The sequence below is a fragment of the Mesorhizobium sp. B2-7-3 genome (genome assembly GCF_006440715.1).
GTDB classification, from domain to species: Bacteria; Pseudomonadota; Alphaproteobacteria; order Rhizobiales; family Rhizobiaceae; genus Mesorhizobium; species Mesorhizobium australicum.
The window spans coordinates 375,229-396,015 of sequence record NZ_VFTY01000002.1; the positions used below are offsets into that span (position 1 = coordinate 375,229).

21 protein-coding genes are annotated in these 20,787 nt (G+C 64.0%); 7 read left to right on the forward strand and 14 right to left on the reverse strand.

Annotated features, from left to right (window positions below; genetic code table 11):
* The first annotated feature begins 8 nt into the window (after positions 1-8).
* Positions 9-818, forward strand: coding sequence for a phosphodiesterase (locus tag FJW04_RS05850; RefSeq protein WP_140712888.1), 810 nt, complete (start codon positions 9-11; stop codon positions 816-818).
* Between the two features lie 43 nt (positions 819-861).
* Here the strand turns inward: FJW04_RS05850 and FJW04_RS05855 are convergent, their stop codons facing one another.
* The 5 genes from FJW04_RS05855 to FJW04_RS05875 form a co-directional block, all read right to left on the reverse strand.
* Positions 862-1,944, reverse strand: coding sequence for an ABC transporter ATP-binding protein (locus tag FJW04_RS05855; protein ID WP_140712890.1), 1,083 nt, complete (start codon positions 1,942-1,944; stop codon positions 862-864).
* The gene (locus FJW04_RS05860; RefSeq protein ID WP_181172885.1) at positions 1,941-3,521 is read right to left on the reverse strand and encodes an iron ABC transporter permease; all 1,581 of its coding nucleotides are present in this window, start codon (positions 3,519-3,521) and stop codon (positions 1,941-1,943) included. Before FJW04_RS05860 ends, FJW04_RS05855 begins: the two co-directional genes overlap by 4 nt.
* 171 nt (positions 3,522-3,692) lie before the next feature.
* Entirely contained in the window at positions 3,693-4,700 is a 1,008-nt protein-coding gene (locus tag FJW04_RS05865; RefSeq protein ID WP_140712894.1) for an iron ABC transporter substrate-binding protein, read from the reverse strand.
* Positions 4,701-4,821: 121 nt separating this feature from the next.
* A complete protein-coding gene (locus tag FJW04_RS05870; protein WP_140712896.1) occupies positions 4,822-6,174 on the reverse strand; it encodes a hypothetical protein in 1,353 nt (450 codons plus the stop codon).
* 9 nt (positions 6,175-6,183) lie between these two features.
* Positions 6,184-7,233, reverse strand: coding sequence for a hypothetical protein (locus FJW04_RS05875; protein ID WP_140712898.1), 1,050 nt, complete (start codon positions 7,231-7,233; stop codon positions 6,184-6,186).
* 443 nt (positions 7,234-7,676) lie between these two features.
* Here FJW04_RS05875 and FJW04_RS05880 point away from each other — a divergent pair, with 443 nt between their 5' ends.
* The 3 genes from FJW04_RS05880 (at position 7,677) to FJW04_RS05890 (ending at position 11,015) form a co-directional block, all read left to right on the forward strand.
* On the forward strand, positions 7,677-8,228 hold the full coding sequence (locus tag FJW04_RS05880) for a sigma-70 family RNA polymerase sigma factor (RefSeq protein ID WP_015315559.1): 552 nt from the start codon (positions 7,677-7,679) through the stop codon (positions 8,226-8,228).
* 1 nt (position 8,229) lies between these two features.
* Positions 8,230-8,868, forward strand: coding sequence for an NrsF family protein (locus FJW04_RS05885; RefSeq protein WP_140712900.1), 639 nt, complete (start codon positions 8,230-8,232; stop codon positions 8,866-8,868).
* Positions 8,869-9,032: 164 nt separating this feature from the next.
* Entirely contained in the window at positions 9,033-11,015 is a 1,983-nt protein-coding gene (locus tag FJW04_RS05890; RefSeq protein ID WP_181172886.1) for a PAS domain S-box protein, read from the forward strand.
* A 12-nt stretch (positions 11,016-11,027) separates the two neighbouring features.
* On the opposite strand, the gene FJW04_RS05895 is transcribed toward FJW04_RS05890, so the two are convergent.
* The 7 genes from FJW04_RS05895 to FJW04_RS05925 form a co-directional block, all read right to left on the reverse strand.
* Positions 11,028-11,906 carry a 3-hydroxybutyryl-CoA dehydrogenase gene (locus tag FJW04_RS05895; RefSeq protein ID WP_015315562.1) on the reverse strand — a complete coding sequence of 293 codons (879 nt, stop codon included), beginning with the start codon at positions 11,904-11,906 and terminating at the stop codon, positions 11,028-11,030.
* Between the two features lie 209 nt (positions 11,907-12,115).
* Positions 12,116-13,045, reverse strand: coding sequence for an electron transfer flavoprotein subunit alpha/FixB family protein (locus FJW04_RS05900; protein WP_140662810.1), 930 nt, complete (start codon positions 13,043-13,045; stop codon positions 12,116-12,118).
* A gap of 20 nt (positions 13,046-13,065) precedes the next feature.
* Positions 13,066-13,815 (reverse strand): electron transfer flavoprotein subunit beta/FixA family protein, encoded by a 750-nt coding sequence (locus FJW04_RS05905; RefSeq protein ID WP_140662808.1) that lies wholly within the window; start codon positions 13,813-13,815, stop codon positions 13,066-13,068.
* 233 nt (positions 13,816-14,048) lie between these two features.
* Complete coding sequence (locus tag FJW04_RS05910; RefSeq protein WP_140712902.1) at positions 14,049-14,849, reverse strand: rhomboid family intramembrane serine protease; 801 nt, start codon at positions 14,847-14,849, stop codon at positions 14,049-14,051.
* A gap of 31 nt (positions 14,850-14,880) precedes the next feature.
* Positions 14,881-15,462, reverse strand: coding sequence for a cob(I)yrinic acid a,c-diamide adenosyltransferase (locus FJW04_RS05915; protein WP_140712904.1), 582 nt, complete (start codon positions 15,460-15,462; stop codon positions 14,881-14,883).
* 18 nt (positions 15,463-15,480) lie between these two features.
* Positions 15,481-15,672: a twin transmembrane helix small protein gene (locus tag FJW04_RS05920; RefSeq protein WP_015315567.1), complete on the reverse strand. Its 192-nt coding sequence runs from the start codon at positions 15,670-15,672 to the stop codon at positions 15,481-15,483.
* Positions 15,673-15,695: 23 nt separating this feature from the next.
* Positions 15,696-16,562, reverse strand: a complete 867-nt coding sequence (locus FJW04_RS05925) for an SDR family oxidoreductase (RefSeq protein ID WP_140712906.1) — start codon at positions 16,560-16,562, stop codon at positions 15,696-15,698.
* A gap of 58 nt (positions 16,563-16,620) precedes the next feature.
* On the opposite strand from FJW04_RS05925, the gene FJW04_RS05930 reads away from it, so the two are divergent.
* Entirely contained in the window at positions 16,621-17,472 is an 852-nt protein-coding gene (locus FJW04_RS05930; protein WP_015315569.1) for a YihY/virulence factor BrkB family protein, read from the forward strand.
* Here the strand turns inward: FJW04_RS05930 and FJW04_RS05935 are convergent.
* Positions 17,442-18,344, reverse strand: a complete 903-nt coding sequence (locus tag FJW04_RS05935; protein WP_140712908.1) for an EamA family transporter — start codon at positions 18,342-18,344, stop codon at positions 17,442-17,444. The two genes, FJW04_RS05930 and FJW04_RS05935, sit on opposite strands and share 31 nt — an antisense overlap.
* Positions 18,345-18,493: 149 nt before the next feature.
* Positions 18,494-19,369: a tRNA glutamyl-Q(34) synthetase GluQRS gene (gene gluQRS, locus FJW04_RS05940; RefSeq protein ID WP_140712910.1), complete on the reverse strand. Its 876-nt coding sequence runs from the start codon at positions 19,367-19,369 to the stop codon at positions 18,494-18,496.
* Between the two features lie 75 nt (positions 19,370-19,444).
* On the opposite strand from gluQRS, the gene FJW04_RS05945 reads away from it, so the two are divergent.
* Both FJW04_RS05945 and FJW04_RS05950 read left to right on the forward strand, forming a co-directional pair.
* Positions 19,445-20,086 carry a DNA-3-methyladenine glycosylase gene (locus FJW04_RS05945; RefSeq protein ID WP_140712912.1) on the forward strand — a complete coding sequence of 214 codons (642 nt, stop codon included), beginning with the start codon at positions 19,445-19,447 and terminating at the stop codon, positions 20,084-20,086.
* 128 nt (positions 20,087-20,214) lie between these two features.
* A complete protein-coding gene (locus FJW04_RS05950; protein WP_006328497.1) occupies positions 20,215-20,772 on the forward strand; it encodes an HNH endonuclease in 558 nt (185 codons plus the stop codon).
* Positions 20,773-20,787: the final 15 nt, after the last annotated feature.

The following is a 20,787-nucleotide window of genomic DNA, read 5'->3' on the forward strand; positions in this document are numbered from 1 at the left end:
AGACGTACATGAAAATCATCCAGGTCACCGACGTGCATCTCGGTCGGCAAGGTGAGCGCCGCTTTGGGGCCGACCTGCACCAGCGGCTGGATCAGTGCATCGCGCACATCAATGCGCATCACGCCGACGCCGCGCTTTGCGTCTTCACCGGCGACCTGACGGAGACCGGTGCGCCGCGGAGCTATGCCGATTTGCGCGCTGCCCTGACCACGCTGTCGGTGCCGTATAGGCTGCTGCCGGGCAACCACGACCGGCGGGCCAATCTCATCGCTGCGTTTCCCGACGTTCCGGTCGACGAAAACGGCTTCGTGCAATCGGTCCACGATACCGGCAACGAAGTGCTGTTGTTTCTCGACTGCCTGGCGGAAGGGCGCATCGAGGGCGAACTGTGCGAGAGGCGGCTTGCCTGGCTCGAAGCCCGGCTGGAACAGTCGGGCGGCCGGCCCGCTTACATATTCCTGCATCATCCGCCGGTCGCGCTCGGCCTGCCGCAACTCGACCCGCTGGCGCTTCAACAGCCCGATCGGTTGCTCGGCCTGTTGCGGGCCCATGGCAACGTCCGCCATATCTTCTTCGGCCATGTGCATCGCGACATTGCCGGCACCGTTGCCGGCATTCCGTTCTCGGCGCAGCGCGGCCTGCATGCCCGCTTCGAGCTTGCTCTCGAGCGATCGAGCGAGATCGTCGAACAAGCGCCGCCGTCCTACGCCGTCATCCTCATCGACAGCGCCAACGTGTGCGTGGTGGTGCACGGTTGCGATTTTATCGAGCAATGGCCGATCTATTCAGCCGAAACCGGCGAACGCATCACGGCGTAAGCTTGCCACTTCGCTTGGGTTCAGCGGCTTAAAATCGTCGGGCTCAAACGAAGACGTGCGCCTTGCCCGATACGGTCAGCCGCACGATCTCGCCGACCGCCGGCGCGTCCATGCCGGATTTGCGCAGGATCAGCGGCGTGCCGCCGATGGCCGCGGCGTCGGGCGGATCGGAATTGTTCAGGAGCCGCACCGCGATCGTGCATGTCGAGCCGGCGAATTCCGATTCCGTCACCTCGCCGAACGGCATGTCCGATGTGCCCGACATGCCCTCGCGCGAGGTGCGTTTCAGGCCGATCTGTTCCGGCCGCAGCATGATACGGGCGACATCGCGGCTGTCCGGCGCGTCGACGGCGATGCGGCCCAGCGGCGAACTGGCGAAGCCGCCCGAAATGCTCGCCGGCAGGATGATGGCATCGCCGAGGAACTCGGCGATCATCCTGTCCTTCGGCTTGAGATAGAGCTCGCGCGGCGTGCCTACCTGGGAAAATTTCCCATCGCGCATTACAGCCACCTGGCTGGCGAAGGACAGCGCCTCGGCCTGGTCGTGCGTCACCAGGATGGTGGTGATGCCGGCCGCCTCCAGAAGTTCGGCCACCGCCTTGCGCATCGAGGCGCGCAGGCCGGTGTCGAGTGCCGAGAACGGCTCGTCGAGCAGCATCAGCCGCGGCTTCATCGCCATGGCGCGGGCCAGCGCCACGCGCTGCTGCTGGCCGCCGGAGAGCTCGTGCGGGCGGCGTTTGAGGATCGCCTTGTCGAGTCCCACGATGTAGGCAAGTTCGACGATGCGCTCGGCGCGCCTGTCGTCGTCCCGTGCCATGCCGAAGCCGATATTGTCCGAGATGGTCAGATGCGGGAACAGGGCGCCGTCCTGCGCCACCACGCCGATGCCGCGGCGATGCGCCGGGACAGCGGCGCCGCCATTGGCCAGCTCCTGGCCGTCGAGTACGATGCGGCCTTGGTCAGGCGCCTCGAAGCCGGCGATCAGCCGCAGCAAGGTCGTCTTGCCGCAGCCGGAAGGTCCCACGATCGCCGTGCGGCTGCCGCTGGCGACGTTCAGGTTGACGCCGGCTAGTGCGGCGACCGGGCCGTAGTGCTTGTGCAGATTACCGAGTTCGAGAAAGCTCATCGTCCTGCCATCCGCTTCGACTGGACGTAGAGCAGCCAGGTCAGGGGCAGCGACATCGCCACCATGATGAAGGCGTAAGGAGCCGCCGAGGCGTAATCGATCTCGCTGCTGTAGGACCAGAACGCCATGGCCAGTGTGCGGGTGCCGTTCGGCGCCAGCATCTGGGTCGCGGTCAGTTCGTTCATGATGCCGAGCGCCACCAGCGCCATGCCAGCCGCCGCACCGGGCGCCGACAGGCGGATCGTCGTCGACCACAGCGCATTGAGCGGCCGCCGGCCGAGGCTGGACGCGGCGCGTTCGAGCTCGACCGGCGCTTGCGCGATCGATGCACGCAGGCTGACCAGCGCGCGCGGCAGGAACATCAGTGCGTAGGCGACCAGGATGGTGAACAGGGTCTGGTAGAGCGGCAGTGCGATGCGCACCGTGATGGTGACCAGCGCCAGCGCGATCACGACCCCGGGCAGCGAGCCGACGATGTAATTGCATCCCTCGAGCAAGCGCTGCAACGGACCCGGCGCGCGGATAGAGATCCAGGCCATCGGCATGGCCGCGACAGTGGCAAGCAGGGCGCCAGCGAGGGACAGGAACAGCGTCTGGCCGAGTGCCAGGCCGATCTCGTCGAAGCGCCAGACATCGGCGCCGCCGGCGGCGAGCCAGCGCCCGATGGTCACGAACGGAACGCCAAGCGCCAGCAATGTGGTGACGGCGAGCAGCAGCAAGCTGGGCAGGGTGGCGCGGCCGAGGTTCATTCGTTGCTGGTATCGCGCGGCACCCGAGCCGACACGGGCATAACGCTCCTCGCCGCGGACCAGCACTTCGAGGCCGAGCAGCACGAAGCAGCAGGTCACCAGCACGCCGGCCAGCATGTTGGCGGCCGGGCCGTTGAAGGTCGACTGGAACTGATCGACGATCGCGGTCGTGAAGGTGTCGAAGCGAATGAAGACATAGAGGCCATATTCGGCCAGCAGATGCAGGCCGACCAACAGCGAGCCGCCGCATATTGCGAGCCTGAGCTGCGGCAGCACGACGCGCCAGAACACGCGCCAGGGTCCATGGCCAAGTGCCGCGGCCGCGTCCTCGAGAGCGGGATCGAGACGGCGCAGGGCCGCCGACACCGGCAGATAGAGGAAAGGGAAATAGGCGATGACGGACACCAGCACGCCAGCCCACAGGCCGTGCAGCCCGGGCACCAGGGTGATCCAGGCATAGGAGTGCACGAAAGCGGGGATGGCGAGCGGCGCCACGCAGAGCCAGGACCAGAGCCGGGCACCGGGCAGGTCGCTGCGTTCCGTCAGCCAGGCCAGCGTCACCGACAAGGTGATGGCGATCGGCACCGCCAGCAGGACGAGCAGGCCGGTGTTGACCAGCAGTTCGCCGACACGCGGCCGAAAGACCAGTGCCGAGACCGTCTCCCAGCCGGTCTGCACCGCGATCCAGATGATGAAAGCGAGCGGCAGCAGCGCCAGCAGGGAGACAAATATGGCGGCGGCGACAAGCCAAGGCGCCGCCCGCCGCTGCGCCCGTCGACGCATCTTGGGCGGCAGGCCGGGATGCGCGAGATCGACCGCGGACTGCATCAGTTCAGGCGCCATACCGTTGCGACGCGGCAGCGGCAATCATGGGACCACGGTCGCGGTCAGGAACGAAGCGTGTCGTCATGGACGAATGCATCTCGAAACAAAACGCTCCCGCGAAAGGTGAATTCCCGCGGGAGCACGATCTGACGTCCTTATTAGGAAGAACGGCAACTAAAGCAAGCCGGCTGCTGTCATCAGATCGGCGACCTTCTTGGAGTTCAGCGTCGTGGCATCGACCTTCGGCGCCTGCAGGTCGGCCAGTGGCACCAGCTTCGGATTGGACTGCGCGCCCTTGCCGACCGCGTATTCGAAGGAGGTTCCGTTCTTCAGCACGTCCTGGCCGTTCTTGCCGGTCACCCATTTCAGGAAGGCCTGGGCTTCCTTGGGATGCTTGCTCGAGGCCAGCACGCCGCCGCCGGAAACCGATACGAAAGCGCCCGGATCCTGGTTCTTGAAATAGTGCAGCGCGACGTTCTTGGAGTTTTCGCCGGTCTTGGCCTGATCGCCAAAGTAGTAGTAGTGGTAGATCACGCCGCCTTCGATCTCACCGGCATTGACCGCCTTCATCACGGTGCTGTTGCCCTTGTAGGCGGTGAAGTTCTCCTTCATCGCCTTCAGCCAGTCGGCCGTGGCGGGCTCGCCCTTGAGCTGCAGCAAAGCGCTCACGATGGCCTGGAAATCGGCGCCGGAAGGCGAAGCCGCCCAGCGGCCCTTCCAGCTCGGGTCGGCGAGATCGAGCATCGACTTGGGCAGCTGGTCTGCCTTGAGCTTGGTGGTGTTATAAGCAAACACGGTGCTGCGCGCGGCCACGCCCACCCATTTGCCGCTGGTGGCCTGATAGTCTTGCGGGACTTGAGCCAGCGTATCGGCGTCGACCGGCGCGAACAGGCCGGCATTCTCGACCAGCACCATGGCCGGCGAATTTTCCGTCAGGAACACGTCGGCGGGCGAGGCAGCACCTTCGGCGACGATCTGGTTGGAGAAGTCGCTGTCACCGCCGTTGCGCAAGGTGACCTTTATCCCCGTTTCCTTGGTGAACCCTTCCGCCCATTCCTTCGCCAGGCTTTCATGCTGGGCGTTATAGACGACGATGCCGGCATCTTCGGCCGTCGCCGGACCAGCGGCGAGGCTGATTGCAAGCGCGGCTACGCTGGCAAGGGCAAGAAGGGGGGATTTCATAAGGGTACTCCTCGGGTTGTCCCGCACTGGGGTGCGTCCGAGTACCAATTCATGAATACACTAGTCAAGATTGAAAGACGACGGGCATCATCACGGTTTCGCGTGTCGGACGCCGATGGCATCACCCGATATGCGGGGCTGGTGGCTGCTCCTGCGGGATGCAGCCATCGACCATGGGATGAATGGTCCACCGCTGGTCCAGCCCCTGCTGTGTTCGTTTGGTCTCGGGATCGAACGCTTCGTTCAGCATGGCGCACCAGGTCCTGCGCAGATTGTCGCAGCGCGTCCGGAACGCCGCGCTGCCAAGCCCGTCACGGATATCCTGCGCGGTCAGGTCGGTGGTCTCGCCCGGCGGTTTGGGCGGAACCGTGCCCGTGTCGGCAAAGTCCGGATCCCACTGCAGATAGTGTTTCGCGTCGACACTGGCGGCCGCATCGAATTTGACCACCGCCATCAGCGGATGAAACTCGTGCCAGCCCTTGTGGTAGCCGTCATAGACATGTTCGCCGAGGACGGCGACATGATCGCCCATCCTGATGGGGCCGAGCGCCTTGTCGCCGACATTGGCGTCCTCGACATTGCCGGGGTTCCAGTTGAACAATCCCTGCAGGACCGGCTTGACCCCGCCGAAATAGGATGCCGCTCCGCCGATGGCGCCGCCAATGGCCGCTCCGAGCAATCCTCCCAGGAACGAGCCGATGGCGCAGCCCAGCGCACCCAGGAAGAACGATCCTATGGCGCAGCCGACAGCCGCTCCGGCACTGGCGCCGGCGGCCGCCGCGGCCACCGTGACGACCAGGGCCGCCGTCAGCAGGATTACGATGGCCGGCGCCCATTGGCGCATCTTGATCCAGAAGTCGCCCTCGGCCTCGCAGTGCAGGCTCCAGCGGGCATGATCGTCGGCGGGTGCGTAGCCCAGATCCGTCTTCAGGTCGTCGCGTGGCAACAGCAGCTCATGACCCTGAAAGCCGTCATTGAGAATATCGTTGGCCGGATGGGCCGCGACGCTGGCGGCGAATTCCGCCACGACGGTGCCGTCGGCATTGTAGCGATTGGCCGCCGCCAAGGCCGCCTCGTTTGTCTCGGCGTTGAGGATTTCGGTCGTCGGATGCGGCATCAGTATGACGTCGAAATACTGGTCGTTGTCGAAGGCGCCGAGATCGCTGCGGAACGGATTGTAGGAGACGATGCCGACGGCGCATTTCGGATTGTCCTTGTCGAGGCAGACCAGGCGATGGTTGAGCCATTCCCCGGCGGCCTTGTCGATCGTCGCGGTAGCGGACGCCAGAAATGCGATTGCCGCGGCAAGTGCCGCACCGACCGGCCCCAGCAGCAGGCCGAAGGCGGCCGCCAGCCCGGTGATCACGATGATCTGCAGCGCCTGGCCGGCGAGGAAAGCCAGCCGATCGTCCTCGTTGTAGGGCTTGCCACCGGCCGAATAGAGAAAGCAGCTCGTATAGTGCTTGTAAGCCATCGGGGCGCCTCAGCCTTTCGTGGCGGTGAGCGTCACGCCGCCGGTCATGGTGCGCGATCCGCTCTCGCCGATCGTGAAGACGTGGACGTTGAAGGTCTTTGAGCCGCGAAAGGCGGAGTCCTTCGGTTCAATCTCGACAGCGATCTCGGTCAGCTGGCGCGGCTGCAGCAAAAGCGTTCTTGGGACGATCCTGACCGACCAGTCGTCCGGCACGGGAAACCGGCCATACGCCTGTTCCTCGAGGGCCTCGGCCCAGCGCGCCTTGCTTTCGGCGAGCCGCGGCTGTGGGGTGTCCGTGCGCTCGTCTCGACCCTGGCCGCGTGGCGGGATACATGGCCGCAGCTTCGGCAGAGCGTAGCAGTCCGCCTCGATCTGGAAACGCCGGACGACCGAGGCCTCGTTGCGCACGCTGAAGACGAACTTCGCCGGTGAGCGCATCTCGGCAATGTTGACGTTCTTCTGGCCAAGGTTGTTGCTGGGGTTGGCGTCATCGCCCCAGGAAAGCTGTGCTTGAAGGCAGTAGTGGCCGCCGGTGGCGGGCGTGGTCCAACTGAACTCGGCATAGGCAGGGCAATCGATCGTGCCCTTGGCTCCGAGATTTATGGCGACGTTGGCGATCGGACGGGAAATGGTCTGGGCGCCGAATGACAGGTAGGACAGTGCCACCCCGACGCCCACCGCTGGGGCGTCATAGGACCCGTTCCAGACGCGCACGCGAACGCGATATGCATGTGCTGGCTGAAGCGCGCCGCTGACCGGCAAGGTGCCGTCGAAAATGTCGATGTCGGGATTGTCCCAGGTGACCGCGAGCCCCTGTGCCATCAGATAATACTGGGCGTATAGAAGAGGATCGGCGCGCTTGTAGATGTCGGGCGGTAGCTGGATGCAGCAGTCATTCTGCGCCGGGCTGGGCAGCCGCTGGTCCTTGGCCAGCCGGCACAGCAGCCTGCATATCGTGGCAAACAGCACCTTCAGCCCGGCGGCCAGACGCTTCCAGAATTCGGCGGCGAACAACAGCAAGGCCGCGGTTCTGATGTGGTTGACCAGAGATCCTGCCATGTCGTGTTTCCCACGCTGAGAGGACGCAACGGTAATGTTTTCCTGGCGGACCTGTCTCCGCCGGTTGTCCAGAGGCTATTTCTTCAGTGATCCCTGTCTTCTGTAGAAGTAGACGGCGGCGACAAGGACTATGGCCGCAATGACAAGGCTGCTCTCGAAAGTTCCCGAGCCATTGTCGGGAGAAAATCCAAAAATGCGTTCAATGAAATCCATTTCGGCCGCCCTCCGATCCCTTGACGCTACAGAAGGGTTTACCTTACGTCAATCGAAGGTTGTCCCGCGCCGCTCCTCACGCATGAGCTGGGAACCAGAGAACCCAGTCAGGGAATTTAGCGGGCCATCCCGCAAACTTTCGTGATTTGCCCGTAGTTTGGCTTGGACATTATTTCGCCGGCCACGTAACAAATCAGTGCCGAGGCGCGAAGATCGGGGAGTGAACTCTTGTGAGCGGCAAGGACGAGGCCGAGCTTTCCCGGCTGATGCGGGCCGCGATCGCGGGGGATGAAAAGGCCTATGCCGACTTTCTGCACCGGATTGCCGCGCTGGTGCGCGGTTTCGTCAGGCGCAAGATCGTGCAGGGCGGGGTCGATCCCGAGGATGTCGTGCAGGAAACCTTGCTGGCCATTCATGTGAAACGGCACACCTGGCGCCAGGACGCGCCGGTGCTGCCCTGGGTCTATGCGATTGCCCGTTTCAAGCTGATCGATGCGTTCCGGCGGCGCGGACGGCGCATCGAGATCGATGTCGACGACATCGCCGAGACGTTCGCCGAGCCCGAAACGGAAACCGTCAGCGAGCGGGACATCAACCGGGCGCTCGACGGGCTGCCGCCGGCACAGCGTTCCGTGGTTTCAGCAGTATCCGTGGAGGGCCGCTCGATCGGGGAGACGGCGGCTAAGTTCGGCATCAGCGAGACGGCGGTGCGGGTGTCGCTGCACCGGGGACTTACCGCCATAGCCAGGCGATTCGGGCAGGGGCGGTTCGGGCGGGAATGACATGAAGACCGACGATCTCATCAAGGCGCTCGACGCCGATGCCCGCAGCAAGGCGATGCCATTGCGCTCGGCCTGGTGGCTGGCGGCTGGCGCGGCCGCCTTGGTCGCGGCGGCTGTCTTCATGATGACGATCGGGCCGCGCCCCGATTTCATGGTGGCCGCGCACACGGTGCGTTTCCTGTCCAAATTCGTTTTCACCATCGTGCTCGCCATCAGCGCCTTTGCCCTGATCCGTGCCCTGTCGACGCCGGGCGCGGCGACAGGCCGGGCTATGGCGGCGATGATCGCGGCGCCGCTGCTGGTCGCGCTAGCCGTGGTGCTGGAGCTCTTCATGGTGCCGCAGGCCCTGTGGAGCACGCGCATGATCGGCTCGAACATGATGATCTGCATGGGCTTCATCCCGCTGATCGGCATCGGCCCGCTGGCCATCTTCCTGTGGATGCTGCGCTATGGCGCGCCGACACGGCCGGTGCTTGCCGGCGCGGTCGCGGGGCTGCTTGCCGGCGGGCTGGCGGCGACTTTCTATGCGGCGCACTGCTTCGACGATTCGCCGCTTTTCGTTGCCACCTGGTACACGATCGCCATCGCAGCTCTCGCTTTGCTTGGTGCGCTCGGCGGGCGGTTTTTCGTGCGCTGGTAGCAGGATACTCACGCCTACACCCCGTGAATACCGATCCTTAATCATGCCGGCAATTGTTTGCCGGTTTTCCATGTCGCCTATGCCCTGGGCGCAACCTTTCCTTAAAATCGATCCTTCAGGGTTTTAACGGGAAAAAGCGATTGCCCACGGGGGTGGCACGAATCGTGACATTGCGAGGTATCATCGGGCCGGGACGGCACAAGCATGCAGCTCTGGCGCTGCTTGTGGCCGGTCTGGCCGTAGTGGCCGCCTCGCTTGTGCTGTCAGGACTGGACCTTGGCGCGCAAGCCCTCAGACTTTGCCTCCAAATATCGGTCGCTGTGACGGTCTGCGCGCTTTTCGCGGCCTATCTGTTCATCGGTCGAATCTCGGAGGATCGAAGGCAGATCACGGACAGCGGGCAGCGGTTCCGCCGGGCCATGGAGGACTCGGCGATCGGCATCGCTATCGTCGGTCTCGACGGGCGTATTCTCCAGACCAATCCGGCCTTTGCCGCTATGCTTGGCTACAGCCGCGACGAGATCGAGGCGCTGACCTTCTTCCAGCTCACGCATCCCGACGATGTGCAGATCGGCAGCGAAACGATGGCCGGCCTGAAGGCGGGCACCGTCGATGCCTTCCACTTCGAGAAGCGTTATCTCAAGAAGGACGGCACACCCGTCTGGGCTCATCTTGCCGGCTCGGTTATTCGCGACGAGAAAAGCGGCCGGCCGCTCTATCTCGTCTCGCAGATCGAGGACATCGACGCGCGCAAACAGGCCGAGGCGCGCATCACAGAGGCCGAAACGCGCTGGAACTTCGCGCTGGCCGGCGCCGGTCAAGGTGTCTGGGATTTCGACATGCGCAAGGGGGGCACCACCTATTCCTCCACCTGGGTCAAGATGCTGGGCTACGGGGATGGCGAGCTCGATGGTGACCCCGATCGCTGGCTGACGATGATCCATCCAGACGATCGCGCCACGGTCGCGGAGGCCGATCGCGCCCATCTCGCCGGCGAGACGGAATTTTTCGAAGCCGAGTTCCGCATGCGCCACAAGGACGGCCGCTGGATCTGGATCCTCGACCGCGGCAAGGCCATCGAGCGCGATGCGGACGGACACCTGGTCAGAGCGATCGGCAGCTTGATGGACATTACCCGGCGAAAGCAGGCCGAAGAACGGCTCATCGTCTCGGCGGCGATGCTGGCCGACGAGAAGGAGCGGCTGAGGGTGACGCTGCAATCGATCGGTGATGCCGTCATCTGCACCGATGCCGCGAACCGCGTCACTTTCATGAACCCGGTGGCCGAAAAGTTGACCGGCGTTTCCAGTGACGATGCGCTGGGCAAGACGCTGAGCCATGTCTACTGGGCAGTCGACGAGGAGACGGGCCACAGGATCGGGATGACGCGGCCGGTGACAGGCGAAGAGGCGCGCTCCGACCAGAACAGCCGCGCGGTCCTCATCCGCCGCGACGACACGCGCTGCAGCATCCGCCAGGTCGTGTCGCCGATCCTCAACGAACGCAACGAATTCTGCGGTCTGGTGATCGTCTTCCAGGACTTCACCGATGCGCGTGCCCTGCAGCGACAGCTTGCCCATGCCGCCGCGCACGACGCACTGACGGGCCTTGCCAACCGCTCGAGCTTCATCCGCGCCATGGAGGGGATGGTCGATCAGGCGCGCAAGGACGGCACGACGACAGGGGGTCGCCATCAGTTTATGTTCATCGACCTCGACCATTTCAAGCTGGTCAACGACACGGGAGGTCACGCTGCCGGAGACGCCCTGCTGAAGCGGGTCGCTGACGCCGTGCGCGGCGTGCTTGGTCCTGAAGACATCGTCGCGCGCCTGGGTGGCGACGAATTCGCCGTGATCCTGAAATCGGCTTCCATCACCGGCGCGAGGATCGCGGCGCGTTCCATCATCGATGCGATAGCGGGCCTGAACTTCATCTGGGATGGCCGGCCGCACGGGATCGGCGCCAGCATCGGGTTGACGGCGATCTGCGCCAATTGCGGCGAAGTCGACGAGATCATCGCAAGGGCCGACGCCGCTTGCTACGCGGCCAAGGCCGCCGGCCGGGGATGCGTTTCGGTGGCGCCGGACGGCAAGATCAGCGACGACGACAGGTCAGAACCGCCCAAGCCACTCGCCGCGGCCTCGTGAGCGGCAATCACGTCAGCGCGTCGGAACGGGATGCTCGCCGCGATAATCGTAGAAGCCGCGCCCGGTCTTGCGGCCGAGCCAGCCGGCCTCGACATATTTGACCAGCAGCGGGCAAGGCCGGTACTTCGAATCCGACAGGCCGTCATGCAGCACCTGCATGATCGACAGGCAGGTATCCAGGCCGATGAAATCGGCAAGCTGCAGCGGTCCCATCGGATGGTTGGCGCCGAGCCGCATGGCGGTGTCGATGGCATCGACCGAGCCGACGCCCTCATAGAGCGTGTAGATCGCTTCGTTGATCATCGGCAGAAGGATGCGGTTGACGATGAAGGCCGGGAAATCTTCCGAGACGGTGATCGTCTTGTCGAGCTGCTTCACATAGGTCTTGGCCGCCTCGAAGGTCTGGTCCTCGGTGGCGATGCCGCGCACCAGTTCGACCAGCTTCATCAGCGGTACCGGGTTCATGAAATGTATGCCGATGAACCGCTCCGGCCGGTCGGTCTGGGCAGCTAGCCGTGTGATCGAAATCGACGAGGTGTTGGTCGCCAGGATCGCTTCGGGATTGAGCTGCGGACAGAGCTGCGCATAGATCTTGCGCTTGACGGTTTCGTCCTCGGTCGCCGCTTCGATCACCAGATCGGCGCCGGCGAGATCGGCCATCGTCGGTGCCGACGCGATGCGTGCCATGGCCTGATTGCGCAGCTTCTCGTCGAGCTTGCCGGACCCCACCTGACGGGCCATGTTGCCGCTGATTGTGGCAATGCCCTTCTCGATGCGGTCGGGCGATATATCGTAGATCAGCACCTTATAGCCCGAAAGCGCGGAGACGTGGGCGATGCCGCCGCCCATCTGGCCCGCACCAATGATGCCGATCGTCTCGATCTTGCTCATTACCCGATCCCGTCCGGAGCGTTTTTCGCTGGATCGCGAACCGCCCCATCTCTTTGTTTTCCCGCAATTCCCGGCGCAAAAACCCCTGCGCACTGCTGCTGGAATTGCTTTCAGCCTTTGTGGCCTGCTTATTGTGCGGTGCAAACTAAAAGGGTGGGGCGACTTCGTCTACCCCACCCTTCGCAATTTAATACGGTTGCGCGGAAGCGTCAAAGCGCCTTCTGCAACTCCGGCAGGATGACGAAGAGGTCGCCGACGAGGCCGTAGTCGGCAACCTGGAAGATCGGCGCTTCCTCGTCCTTGTTGATGGCGACGATGACCTTGGAATCCTTCATGCCGGCAAGGTGCTGGATGGCGCCGGAGATGCCGACCGCGATGTAGAGATCGGGGGCGACGACCTTGCCGGTCTGGCCGACCTGCCAGTCGTTCGGCGCGTACCCGGCATCGACGGCGGCGCGGGAGGCGCCGACGGCGGCACCGAGCTTGTCGGCGACCGGCAGGATGACTTCCTGGAATTTCTCCGAGGAACCGAGCGCGCGGCCGCCCGAGATGATGATCTTGGCCGAGGTCAACTCCGGACGGTCGGTCTCCGACAGCTTGTTCTCGACGAAGGTGGACAGGCCGGGATTGGCTGCCGCATTGACCGTCTCGACCGAAGCCGAGCCACCGTCGGGCGCGGCCTGGAAGGAGGCGGTGCGCACGGTGATGACCTTCTTGGCGTCGCTCGACTGCACCGTCTGGATGGCGTTGCCGGCATAGATCGGCCGCTTGAAGGTATCGGGCGAGACCACTTCGATGATCTCGGAGACCTGCGCGACATCGAGCAGGGCCGCCACGCGCGGCGCGATGTTCTTGCCGGCCGACGTCGCCGGCGCGATGACTGTGTCGTAGGCGCCAGCCAGCGAGACGACCAGTGCCGCCGTCGGCTCGGCCAGGCGCTCGGCGAGTTCGTCGGCTTCGGCGAGCAGCACCTTGCTCACGCCCTTCAGTTTGGCGGCTGCGTCGGCGGCAGCCTTGGCGCCTTTGCCGGCCACCAGCACATGAACGTCCGAGCCGATCTGCAGGGCGGCCGAAAGCGCCTTGGCGGTCTGGTCGGAAAGGGTGGCGTTGTCGTGTTCAGCGATGAGGAGAATTGCCATGTTGTCTGTTCCTTCCGATCTCAGAGCACGCCGGCTTCGTTCTTGAGCTTGTCGACCAGTTCGGCGACGCTCTTGACCTTGACACCCGCCTTGCGGCCGCTCGGCTCCTCGGTCTTGATGACCTTGAGGCGTGGCTTGACGTCGGCGCCGTAATCGGCCGGGCTCTTCTCGTCGAGCGGCTTCTTCTTGGCCTTCATGATATTGGGCAGGGAGGCATAGCGCGGCTGGTTGAGGCGAAGGTCGGCGGTGACGATCACCGGCATCTTCAGCTCCACCGTCTGCAGGCCGCCGTCGACTTCGCGCGTCACCTTGGCATGATCGCCCTCGATCACGACCTTGGAGGCGAAGGTGCCCTGCGCCCAGCCGAGCAGGGCCGCCAGCATCTGGCCGGTCTGGTTGGAATCGTCGTCGATCGCCTGCTTGCCGAGAATGACAAGGCCTGGCTGTTCCGCATCGACGACGCCCTTCAGCACCTTGGCGACGCCCAGCGGCTCGGTCTGTTCGTCGGTCTTGACCAGGATGGCGCGGTCGGCGCCCATGGCGAGTGCGGTGCGCAAGGTTTCCTGCGCCTGCTGCGGACCGATCGACACGACGATGATCTCTTCGGCCTTGCCGGCTTCCTTGATCCGGATCGCCTCTTCCACCGCGATCTCGTCGAACGGGTTCATCGCCATCTTGACGTTGGCCAGCTCCACCGCCGAACCATCAGCCTTCACGCGCACCTTGACGTTCGCGTCCACAACCCGCTTCACGGGCACAAGGATCTTCATTTGCCTGTCACCTCTTCACGCTAGTTGGGCGCGCTATAGCAGCCTGCGCCCCTTCTGAGTTGTCGAAAGCCGACATTCCTGACTGAATTCCGGCCAGACGGAATTCTGGCCGGATGGAAATTCTGGTCTTTGCCCGCCCTGGCTGCTCCTTAAACGCCTTGGGCCGCGGCGGAGACGTTTCCGTAATTGTGGCAACCCCTGCCGTCAATACGCTGAAAGCCGCTCAAATCGGTTCAGTTTGGGCCAGAAGGGTTTCCACGTCCCCAGCGCGTCGTGGTGGCGGCCGTTTGGGGCGCCGCTGGTTCGCCGACCACCGGCGGCTGTTCAGGAGTAGGTACCACGGCATCCTCGTCGGCGGGTGCAAACAGCGGCACGCCGCGGCTGCGCAGGACCAGCACCAGAACCGCGCCGGCAATGATGCCGCCGATGTGGCAGGCCCAGGATATCTGATCCTCGCCGCCGGCCGCGAACATGACGATCTGGAACAGCACCCACAGGATGAGCGGGATAAAGGCTGGAATGCGCAAAGGGATGCGGGCGAAGGCAAGCACCCACACCTTCACCCTGGGATAGAGGATCAGGTAGGCGACGACCACGCCGGCGATAGCACCCGACGCGCCGATCAACGGCGCCTGCGAATCCCAGGCGACCAGCCCCTGGAAGGCGGCTCCGGCGATGGCGCACAGCAGATAGAAGATCAGGTAGCGGATGTGGCCGAGCGCGTCCTCGACATTGTCGCCGAAAACCCAAAGGAACAGCATGTTGCCGCCGAGATGGAAAATATCGGCATGCAGGAAGGAATAGGTGAGATAGCTCAGGCTCTCGGGGATGATGACAAAGCGGGGGTCGAGTTCGGCCGTGTCGTGAACGACGGACGGGATGAAGCCGAGACCAAGCACGGCGGCATTGGTGAAGTTCTCGCCGCCGAGCGCCGTGGCGCAATAGATCACGGCGTTGGCGACAATCAGACCGATGGTCACATATTGCAGCCTGATGTGGCGCAGCCTGTTGGTGTCGTAAAGCGGGATGAACATCGGTCGCCGGCCCCTCCCGCCTCTGGTCCGTTCAGCGGTTCTTGCCGGGAACCCATAGCACGTCGGCATTTCCGTTGTCATTGACCGCCCGGGCGGCGACAAACAGGAAATCCGAGACGCGGTTGATGTATTTCAGCCCGTCGCGGTTGACGTGTTCGGCCGGGTCCTGAGCCAGGGCGACCATCAGCCGCTCGGCGCGCCGTGCCACCGTGCGGGCGAGATGAAGCGCCGCCGCTGCCGGCGTGCCGCCGTTCAGCACGAAGGATTTCAGCGGGTGGAGCTTCCTGTTGAGGACGTCGATGTCGTGCTCGACACGGTCGGTCTGCGTGGCAACGATGCGCAACGGCTCGTAGCCAAGCGGCTTGCCGTCATCAGGCACGGCGAGGTCGGCGCCGAGGTCGAAGAGATCGTTCTGGATGCGCGAGAGCATGGCGTCGATCGCCTGGTAGCTCTGTTCGGTATGCACGCGAGCCATGCCGATGCAGGCATTGGCTTCGTCGACCGTGCCGTAGGCGTCCACCCTGAGATCGGATTTCAGCCGCCGCTCACCAGTGCCAAGGCCCGTAGTGCCATCATCGCCGGTGCGGGTGTAGATCTTGTTGAGCTTGACCACATCGCCTCCCGAAAAGCCTCACTTGCGGGTGAAATACACGGCCAGCAGGATCAGCGCCAGCGCCACGGCCTGCAGCAGGACGCGGGCCTGCATCAGCTTGTTGGAGGTCACACCGGAGCCGCCGCGCATCATGTTGATGAGCCCCCTGATCAGCACGACCACCACGGCGGCCATGACCAGAATGGCAAGGATGTTGAAGGCAGTGGCCATTTTTGCGTTTCCAGTTCTTTTCTTCAGGCGCGCTTGGCGAGCAGGCGATGGAGCATCGAGGCCGGCAGGATGCGTTTAAGCATGGCGCCGATCCTGGCCGACATTGTTACCACATAGTGCGGGCGCGGGCGCCGCGACAGAAGTGCATGGCGGAGCACCTTGTGGACCACTTCAGGCCCGGGCTTCCGCGTCGATTGGCTGCCGCCGGCGCGCATGCGCTCCACTTGCGCGGCATAGTCTGCGCGATGCGCGGAATTCTCATGGTCGATATTCCTGAGGAACCAGGGCAGGCCATTGCTGGCGATCTTCGATTTCACCGGCCCCGGCTCGATCAGCGAGACATGGATGCCGCTGCCGGCCAGTTCCTGGCGCTGGCACAGCATCAGCGCCTCCAAGGCATGCTTGGAGGCCGAATAGGCGCCGCGGAAGCGCACCGGCACGAGACCGAGGATCGACGAGCAGTGGACGAGGCGGCCGTGGCCCTGGCGGCGCATCACCGGAACCAGGCGGCGGGTCAGGTCGTGCCAGCCGAAGAAATTGGCCTCGAACTGCTCCCTGAGCGCCGCAACGGGCAGATCCTCGACGGCGCCTGCCTGAGCGTAGGCGCCGTTGTTGAACAGCGCGTCGAGCCTGCCGCCGGTGCGGTCGAGCACCGCCGTCACCAGGGCGGCTATGGAGTCCGGTTCGCTGTAGTCGAGGTAAAAAGCCTCGATGCCGTCAACTTCGAGGGCGGCGATGTCCTCCGGCCTGCGCGCCGTCGCGAACACCCGCCAGCCCTCAGCCTTCAATGCATGGGTGCAATAGGCGCCTATGCCGGAAGATGCACCGGTTACGATGATGGTGCGCAACTCTGCGGCTGGAGAATTCGGGGTTTGACGAAGGGTTGCCATTTGCCGCATTCATTTCCCATATTCGCGGCGTCGAGACAATCGAGGGGAGCGCGCGTCCTTGCTGCGGAATATTGTCGCCCTGCGCCGCGTGCTCTACGACGCGCTCGGCCACTTCAACACCGATGACGGCTGGGCGATGGCCAGCCATCTGGCGATCACCTCGCTGATGGCGCTGTTTCCATTCCTGATCTTCGCCACGACGCTGGGCAGCTTCCTTGGCGCCCAGGCCTTTGCCGACACAGCGGTGCACCTGGTCTTCGACACCTGGCCGGACCAGATCGCCAAGCCGATCGCACACGAGGTGCTGAACGTGCTGACCGTCAGGCGCAGCGATCTGTTGACTTATGGCGTGCTGCTTGCCGCCTACTTTGCCTCCAACGGCATCGAGGCGCTGCGCACCTCGCTCAACCGCGCCTATCGGGTCACGGAAACGCGCGGCATCATCTATCGCCGGGTGCAAAGCATCTTCTTCGTGCTGATCGCTACCGCCGGGTTCCTGGCGATAAGCGTGCTGCTGGTGTTCGCGCCCCTGCTGGCGCGGCTGGCGGAAGCCCATTTCGAATGGATCAAACCCTATACGGGCACGATCACGCTGTGGCGGTACGTCATCGCCTCAACCGTCATCATCGGCGGACTGTTTGCCGTGCATTACTGGCTGCCGGCCGGCAAGCGCCGTTTCGTCTCGCTGATACCCGGCATCATCTTCACACTGGCCGCATGGCTTATCGGCTCGACCATGTTCGCCACCTATCTCGACCATTTCTCGTCCTATGTGACGACCTATGCCGGTCTCGCCTCGATCATGATCGCGGTGGTCTTCCTCTACATCGTCTCGGCGATCTTCATCCTCGGCGGCGAGCTCAACGCCGCGATCAGCCGTTATCTAGAGGCGCGTGCCCGGGTCGGCTGAAGTTTGCCTGTTCGGGCGGTTGCCAGGCCCACGCCGAAAGTAGTGATGGCCATGCCGACGATCTGCAGCGCGTTGAGCTGCTCGTTGAACAAGGCCCAGGCGATGACGGCCGTCACCGCCGGCACCAGGTAGAACAACGAGGCCACTTTCGACATCTCGCCGTCGCGGATCATCACCATCAGAAGAAAGATGGCGCCGAGCGACAGCACCAGCAGCAGCCAGGCCATGGCGAAGACCAATTCGCCATTGATGACGACGGTTTGCGTTTCAAAGGCAAGCGAAGCCAAGATCATCAGCGAAGCGCCGCCGACATATTGCCACATGGTGGCCGCCACGAGGTCGCCGCCGGACGCAAAACGCTTTTGCCAGATCGTGCCGGCGCTCATTCCGAGCACCGAGACCAGCGAGGCGGCCAGCGTCGCCGCCGTCACCCCGCCACCGAGCGCCCCGAGTTTCGGCCACAGCACGATGACGATGCCGACCAGCCCGATAGCGAGGCCAAGCCAGTGGCGCGGCAGGATGGCCTCGCCCAGAAACTTGCCGGCAAGCACCGCGGTGATCAGCGGCTGCAGGCCGACGATCAGGGCCGAAAAGCCGGCCGGCATGCCTCGATGGATGGCCCAGAAGACGGCGCCGAGATAGATGCCATGCATCAGCACGCCGGCGCCGGTGGCATGCAGCGCCTCCTCGCGGGTGGCTCGTTTCGAGCCCAGCACCAGCATGAGCACGGCCAGCAGGATGGCGGCGAGCACGAAACGCGCGGCGAGGAAGGTGAACGGCTCCGCCCATGGCATGGCGTAACGCGCGCCGATGAAGCCGGTCGCCCACAGGACAACGAAGGTGGCGGGGATGAACCGCTTGATGCTGGACATTTTCCGGGATCGCCGCGCTGGTGAGAATTAACCGTGAGGATGCTCTAGTCCTGTTCAACCCCGCGCGCAAAACGAAACGATTGATCCATGCGTCAAGGGGGTTGAACGGGTGGCGTGTCCGGAGAGCGTTTCTCCTGATATAATGCTGGTCAAAGCCCTACCATCCTTCTGATTTCTTCCGGCGAAGCGCCTGCGTCACTTAAGGCGGCAAGGCCGGTATCCCTCAGGCTCTTCGACAGTTTTCGCCCATCCGGCCCGAGGATCAGCCGATGATGGAAATAGGCGGGTGGCTGCAATCCCAGAATCTCCTGCAGCAGGCGCTGCACCCCGGTCGCGGAAAACAGGTCCTGTCCGCGCACGACATGGCTGACGCCTTGCAGGGCATCGTCGATGACTACGGCGAGGTGGTAGCTGGTCGGGATGTCGCGGCGCGCCACGATAACGTCGCCCCAATCCTGGGGACGCGCCTCGACGGAGTGCGTCGTGGACAGCGTCTCATCGCTGAATTCGGCCCATGCCAGGTCCCTGCCGGCACGCGCCATGGCGGCGCCGACGTCCAGCCGCCAGGCGAAGGGCGCATTCTCGGCAATCCGCCGCTTGCGTTCCTTCATCGAAAGCGCCTTGTCGGCCGGGGGATAAAGCGGCACACCGTCGGGATCGCGCGGCCAGTCGCGCCCGCGCTTTTCGCCATCGGCGATGAAGGCGCGTATCTCGCCGCGGCTCATGAAGGCGGGATAGACGAGTTCCTCGCGGATCAGGCGCCCGAGCACCGTTCCATATTCTGCAAAATGCTCGGACTGGCGGCGCACGGGCCTTTCCCAGTCGAGGCCCAGCCATTTCAGATCGGCGATCATGCCCGCCTCGAACTCTGGCGCGCAGCGCGTGGTGTCGATATCCTCGATGCGCAGCAGCAAGCGGCCGCCACTGGTATTTGCGAGCTTCTGGTTGAGCAGCGCCGAATAGGCGTGGCCCAGATGCAGTTCGCCGTTGGGGCTGGGCGCGAAGCGGAATGTCAGGAGCGTCATGTCTCGAGCGGCAATCGGGTTGTGCTGTGGTTTTGGCGGTTGCTACCTTGCTGCACATCTTCGGACAAGGATACCATGCAGCGCATCGCGACACTGGACGACGTTGAGCGGGGGCTGGACGCGCTTTGCCTCATCGACCCGCGCCTGGGGAAAGTGCGCGGCATGGCCGGCGAGGTGCCGCTCAGGCTTTCGGAGCCGGGCTTCAGGAGCCTAGCCTCGATCATCGTCTCGCAGCAGGTGTCGCGGGCGAGCGCCGATGCGATCTTCGGCCGGCTGACGAAACTCGTCGATCCGCTGACGCCGCGGGCGATCCTTGCCGCCGGCGAGGACATGTTTCGCGAGGCCGGCCTGTCGCGGCCCAAGCAGCGCGGCCTGATCGCGGTTGCCCAGGCCGTGGCCGACGGGCTCGACCTGCATCACCTCTGTTCGCTCGATGCCGTGGAGGCGATCGCCAGGATGACGGCGGTGCCTGGTATCGGTCCGTGGACGGCGGAAGTGTATCTGTTGTTTGCTGCCGGACACCCCGACATTTTCCCGGCGCGCGACGTTGCCCTGCAGAGCGCTGTTGGTCAGGCGCTCGGCATCGACCCGCGTCCAGCGGAGAAAACACTGATCGCGCTGGCCGAATCATGGAGCCCGTGGCGAGGTGTCGCATCGCGGCTTTTCTGGTCCTATTATCGCGAAACCAGGGGCCGGGACGCCGCACCGCCAGCCTGAATCCGCAAGAAAGCCTAAAAATCATGTGTTTTTGGCGCTTCGTGCCAGCGACAATCCGCTTCACATCCCTGTCATGTCAGGCTTACAGTATCCACGCCGAACGGTTCTAGAACTAGGAGGTCAACAAGGTGACGGTTGCCGTATCTCCGGATGGGCTTCCAGCGCTGGTGCTGAATGCGGATTACCGTCCGCTCAGCTATTACCCCTTGTCGCTCTGGTCCTGGCAGGACGCCATCAAGGCGGTGTTCCTCGACAGGGTGAACATCGTGGCCGAATACGAGCACGCCGTATCCTCGCCGACCTTCTCGATGAAGCTGCCGAGCGTGGTCAGCCTGAAGGCCTATGTGAAGCCTTCCAGGCATCCGGCCTTCACCCGCTTCAATGTCTTCCTGCGCGACCGTTTCCAGTGCCAGTATTGCGGTACCCCCGAGGACCTGACCTTCGATCATGTCATCCCGCGTCACCGTGGCGGCGCCACGACATGGGAGAATGTCGTCGCCGCCTGTTCGCCCTGCAATCTGAGGAAGGGCGGCATGATGCCGGCTCACGCCAAGATGTGGCCGCTGCAGAAGCCGTTTCAGCCGACGGTGCATGATCTGCACAATAACGGCCGCCTGTTCCCGCCCAACCATCTGCATGAAAGCTGGATGGATTATCTCTACTGGGATGTCGAACTGGAGCCTTGAGTTCGTTCGAGATTT

Coding starts and splice junctions, on each gene's coding strand:
- gluQRS (WP_140712910.1), bottom strand. CDS start 19,369: ATGACGCTCCTGACATTCCGCTTCGCGCCCAGCCCCAACGGCGAACTG.
- FJW04_RS05945 (WP_140712912.1), top strand. CDS start 19,445: ATGCAGCGCATCGCGACACTGGACGACGTTGAGCGGGGGCTGGACGCG.
- FJW04_RS05900 (WP_140662810.1), bottom strand. CDS start 13,045: ATGGCAATTCTCCTCATCGCTGAACACGACAACGCCACCCTTTCCGAC.
- FJW04_RS05925 (WP_140712906.1), bottom strand. CDS start 16,562: ATGGCAACCCTTCGTCAAACCCCGAATTCTCCAGCCGCAGAGTTGCGC.
- FJW04_RS05885 (WP_140712900.1), top strand. CDS start 8,230: ATGAAGACCGACGATCTCATCAAGGCGCTCGACGCCGATGCCCGCAGC.
- FJW04_RS05850 (WP_140712888.1), top strand. CDS start 9: ATGAAAATCATCCAGGTCACCGACGTGCATCTCGGTCGGCAAGGTGAG.
- FJW04_RS05875 (WP_140712898.1), bottom strand. CDS start 7,233: ATGGCAGGATCTCTGGTCAACCACATCAGAACCGCGGCCTTGCTGTTG.
- FJW04_RS05920 (WP_015315567.1), bottom strand. CDS start 15,672: ATGGCCACTGCCTTCAACATCCTTGCCATTCTGGTCATGGCCGCCGTG.
- FJW04_RS05895 (WP_015315562.1), bottom strand. CDS start 11,906: ATGAGCAAGATCGAGACGATCGGCATCATTGGTGCGGGCCAGATGGGC.
- FJW04_RS05870 (WP_140712896.1), bottom strand. CDS start 6,174: ATGGCTTACAAGCACTATACGAGCTGCTTTCTCTATTCGGCCGGTGGC.
- FJW04_RS05905 (WP_140662808.1), bottom strand. CDS start 13,815: ATGAAGATCCTTGTGCCCGTGAAGCGGGTTGTGGACGCGAACGTCAAG.
- FJW04_RS05865 (WP_140712894.1), bottom strand. CDS start 4,700: ATGAAATCCCCCCTTCTTGCCCTTGCCAGCGTAGCCGCGCTTGCAATC.
- FJW04_RS05910 (WP_140712902.1), bottom strand. CDS start 14,849: ATGTTCATCCCGCTTTACGACACCAACAGGCTGCGCCACATCAGGCTG.
- FJW04_RS05860 (WP_181172885.1), bottom strand. CDS start 3,521: ATGCAGTCCGCGGTCGATCTCGCGCATCCCGGCCTGCCGCCCAAGATG.
- FJW04_RS05935 (WP_140712908.1), bottom strand. CDS start 18,344: ATGTCCAGCATCAAGCGGTTCATCCCCGCCACCTTCGTTGTCCTGTGG.
- FJW04_RS05855 (WP_140712890.1), bottom strand. CDS start 1,944: ATGAGCTTTCTCGAACTCGGTAATCTGCACAAGCACTACGGCCCGGTC.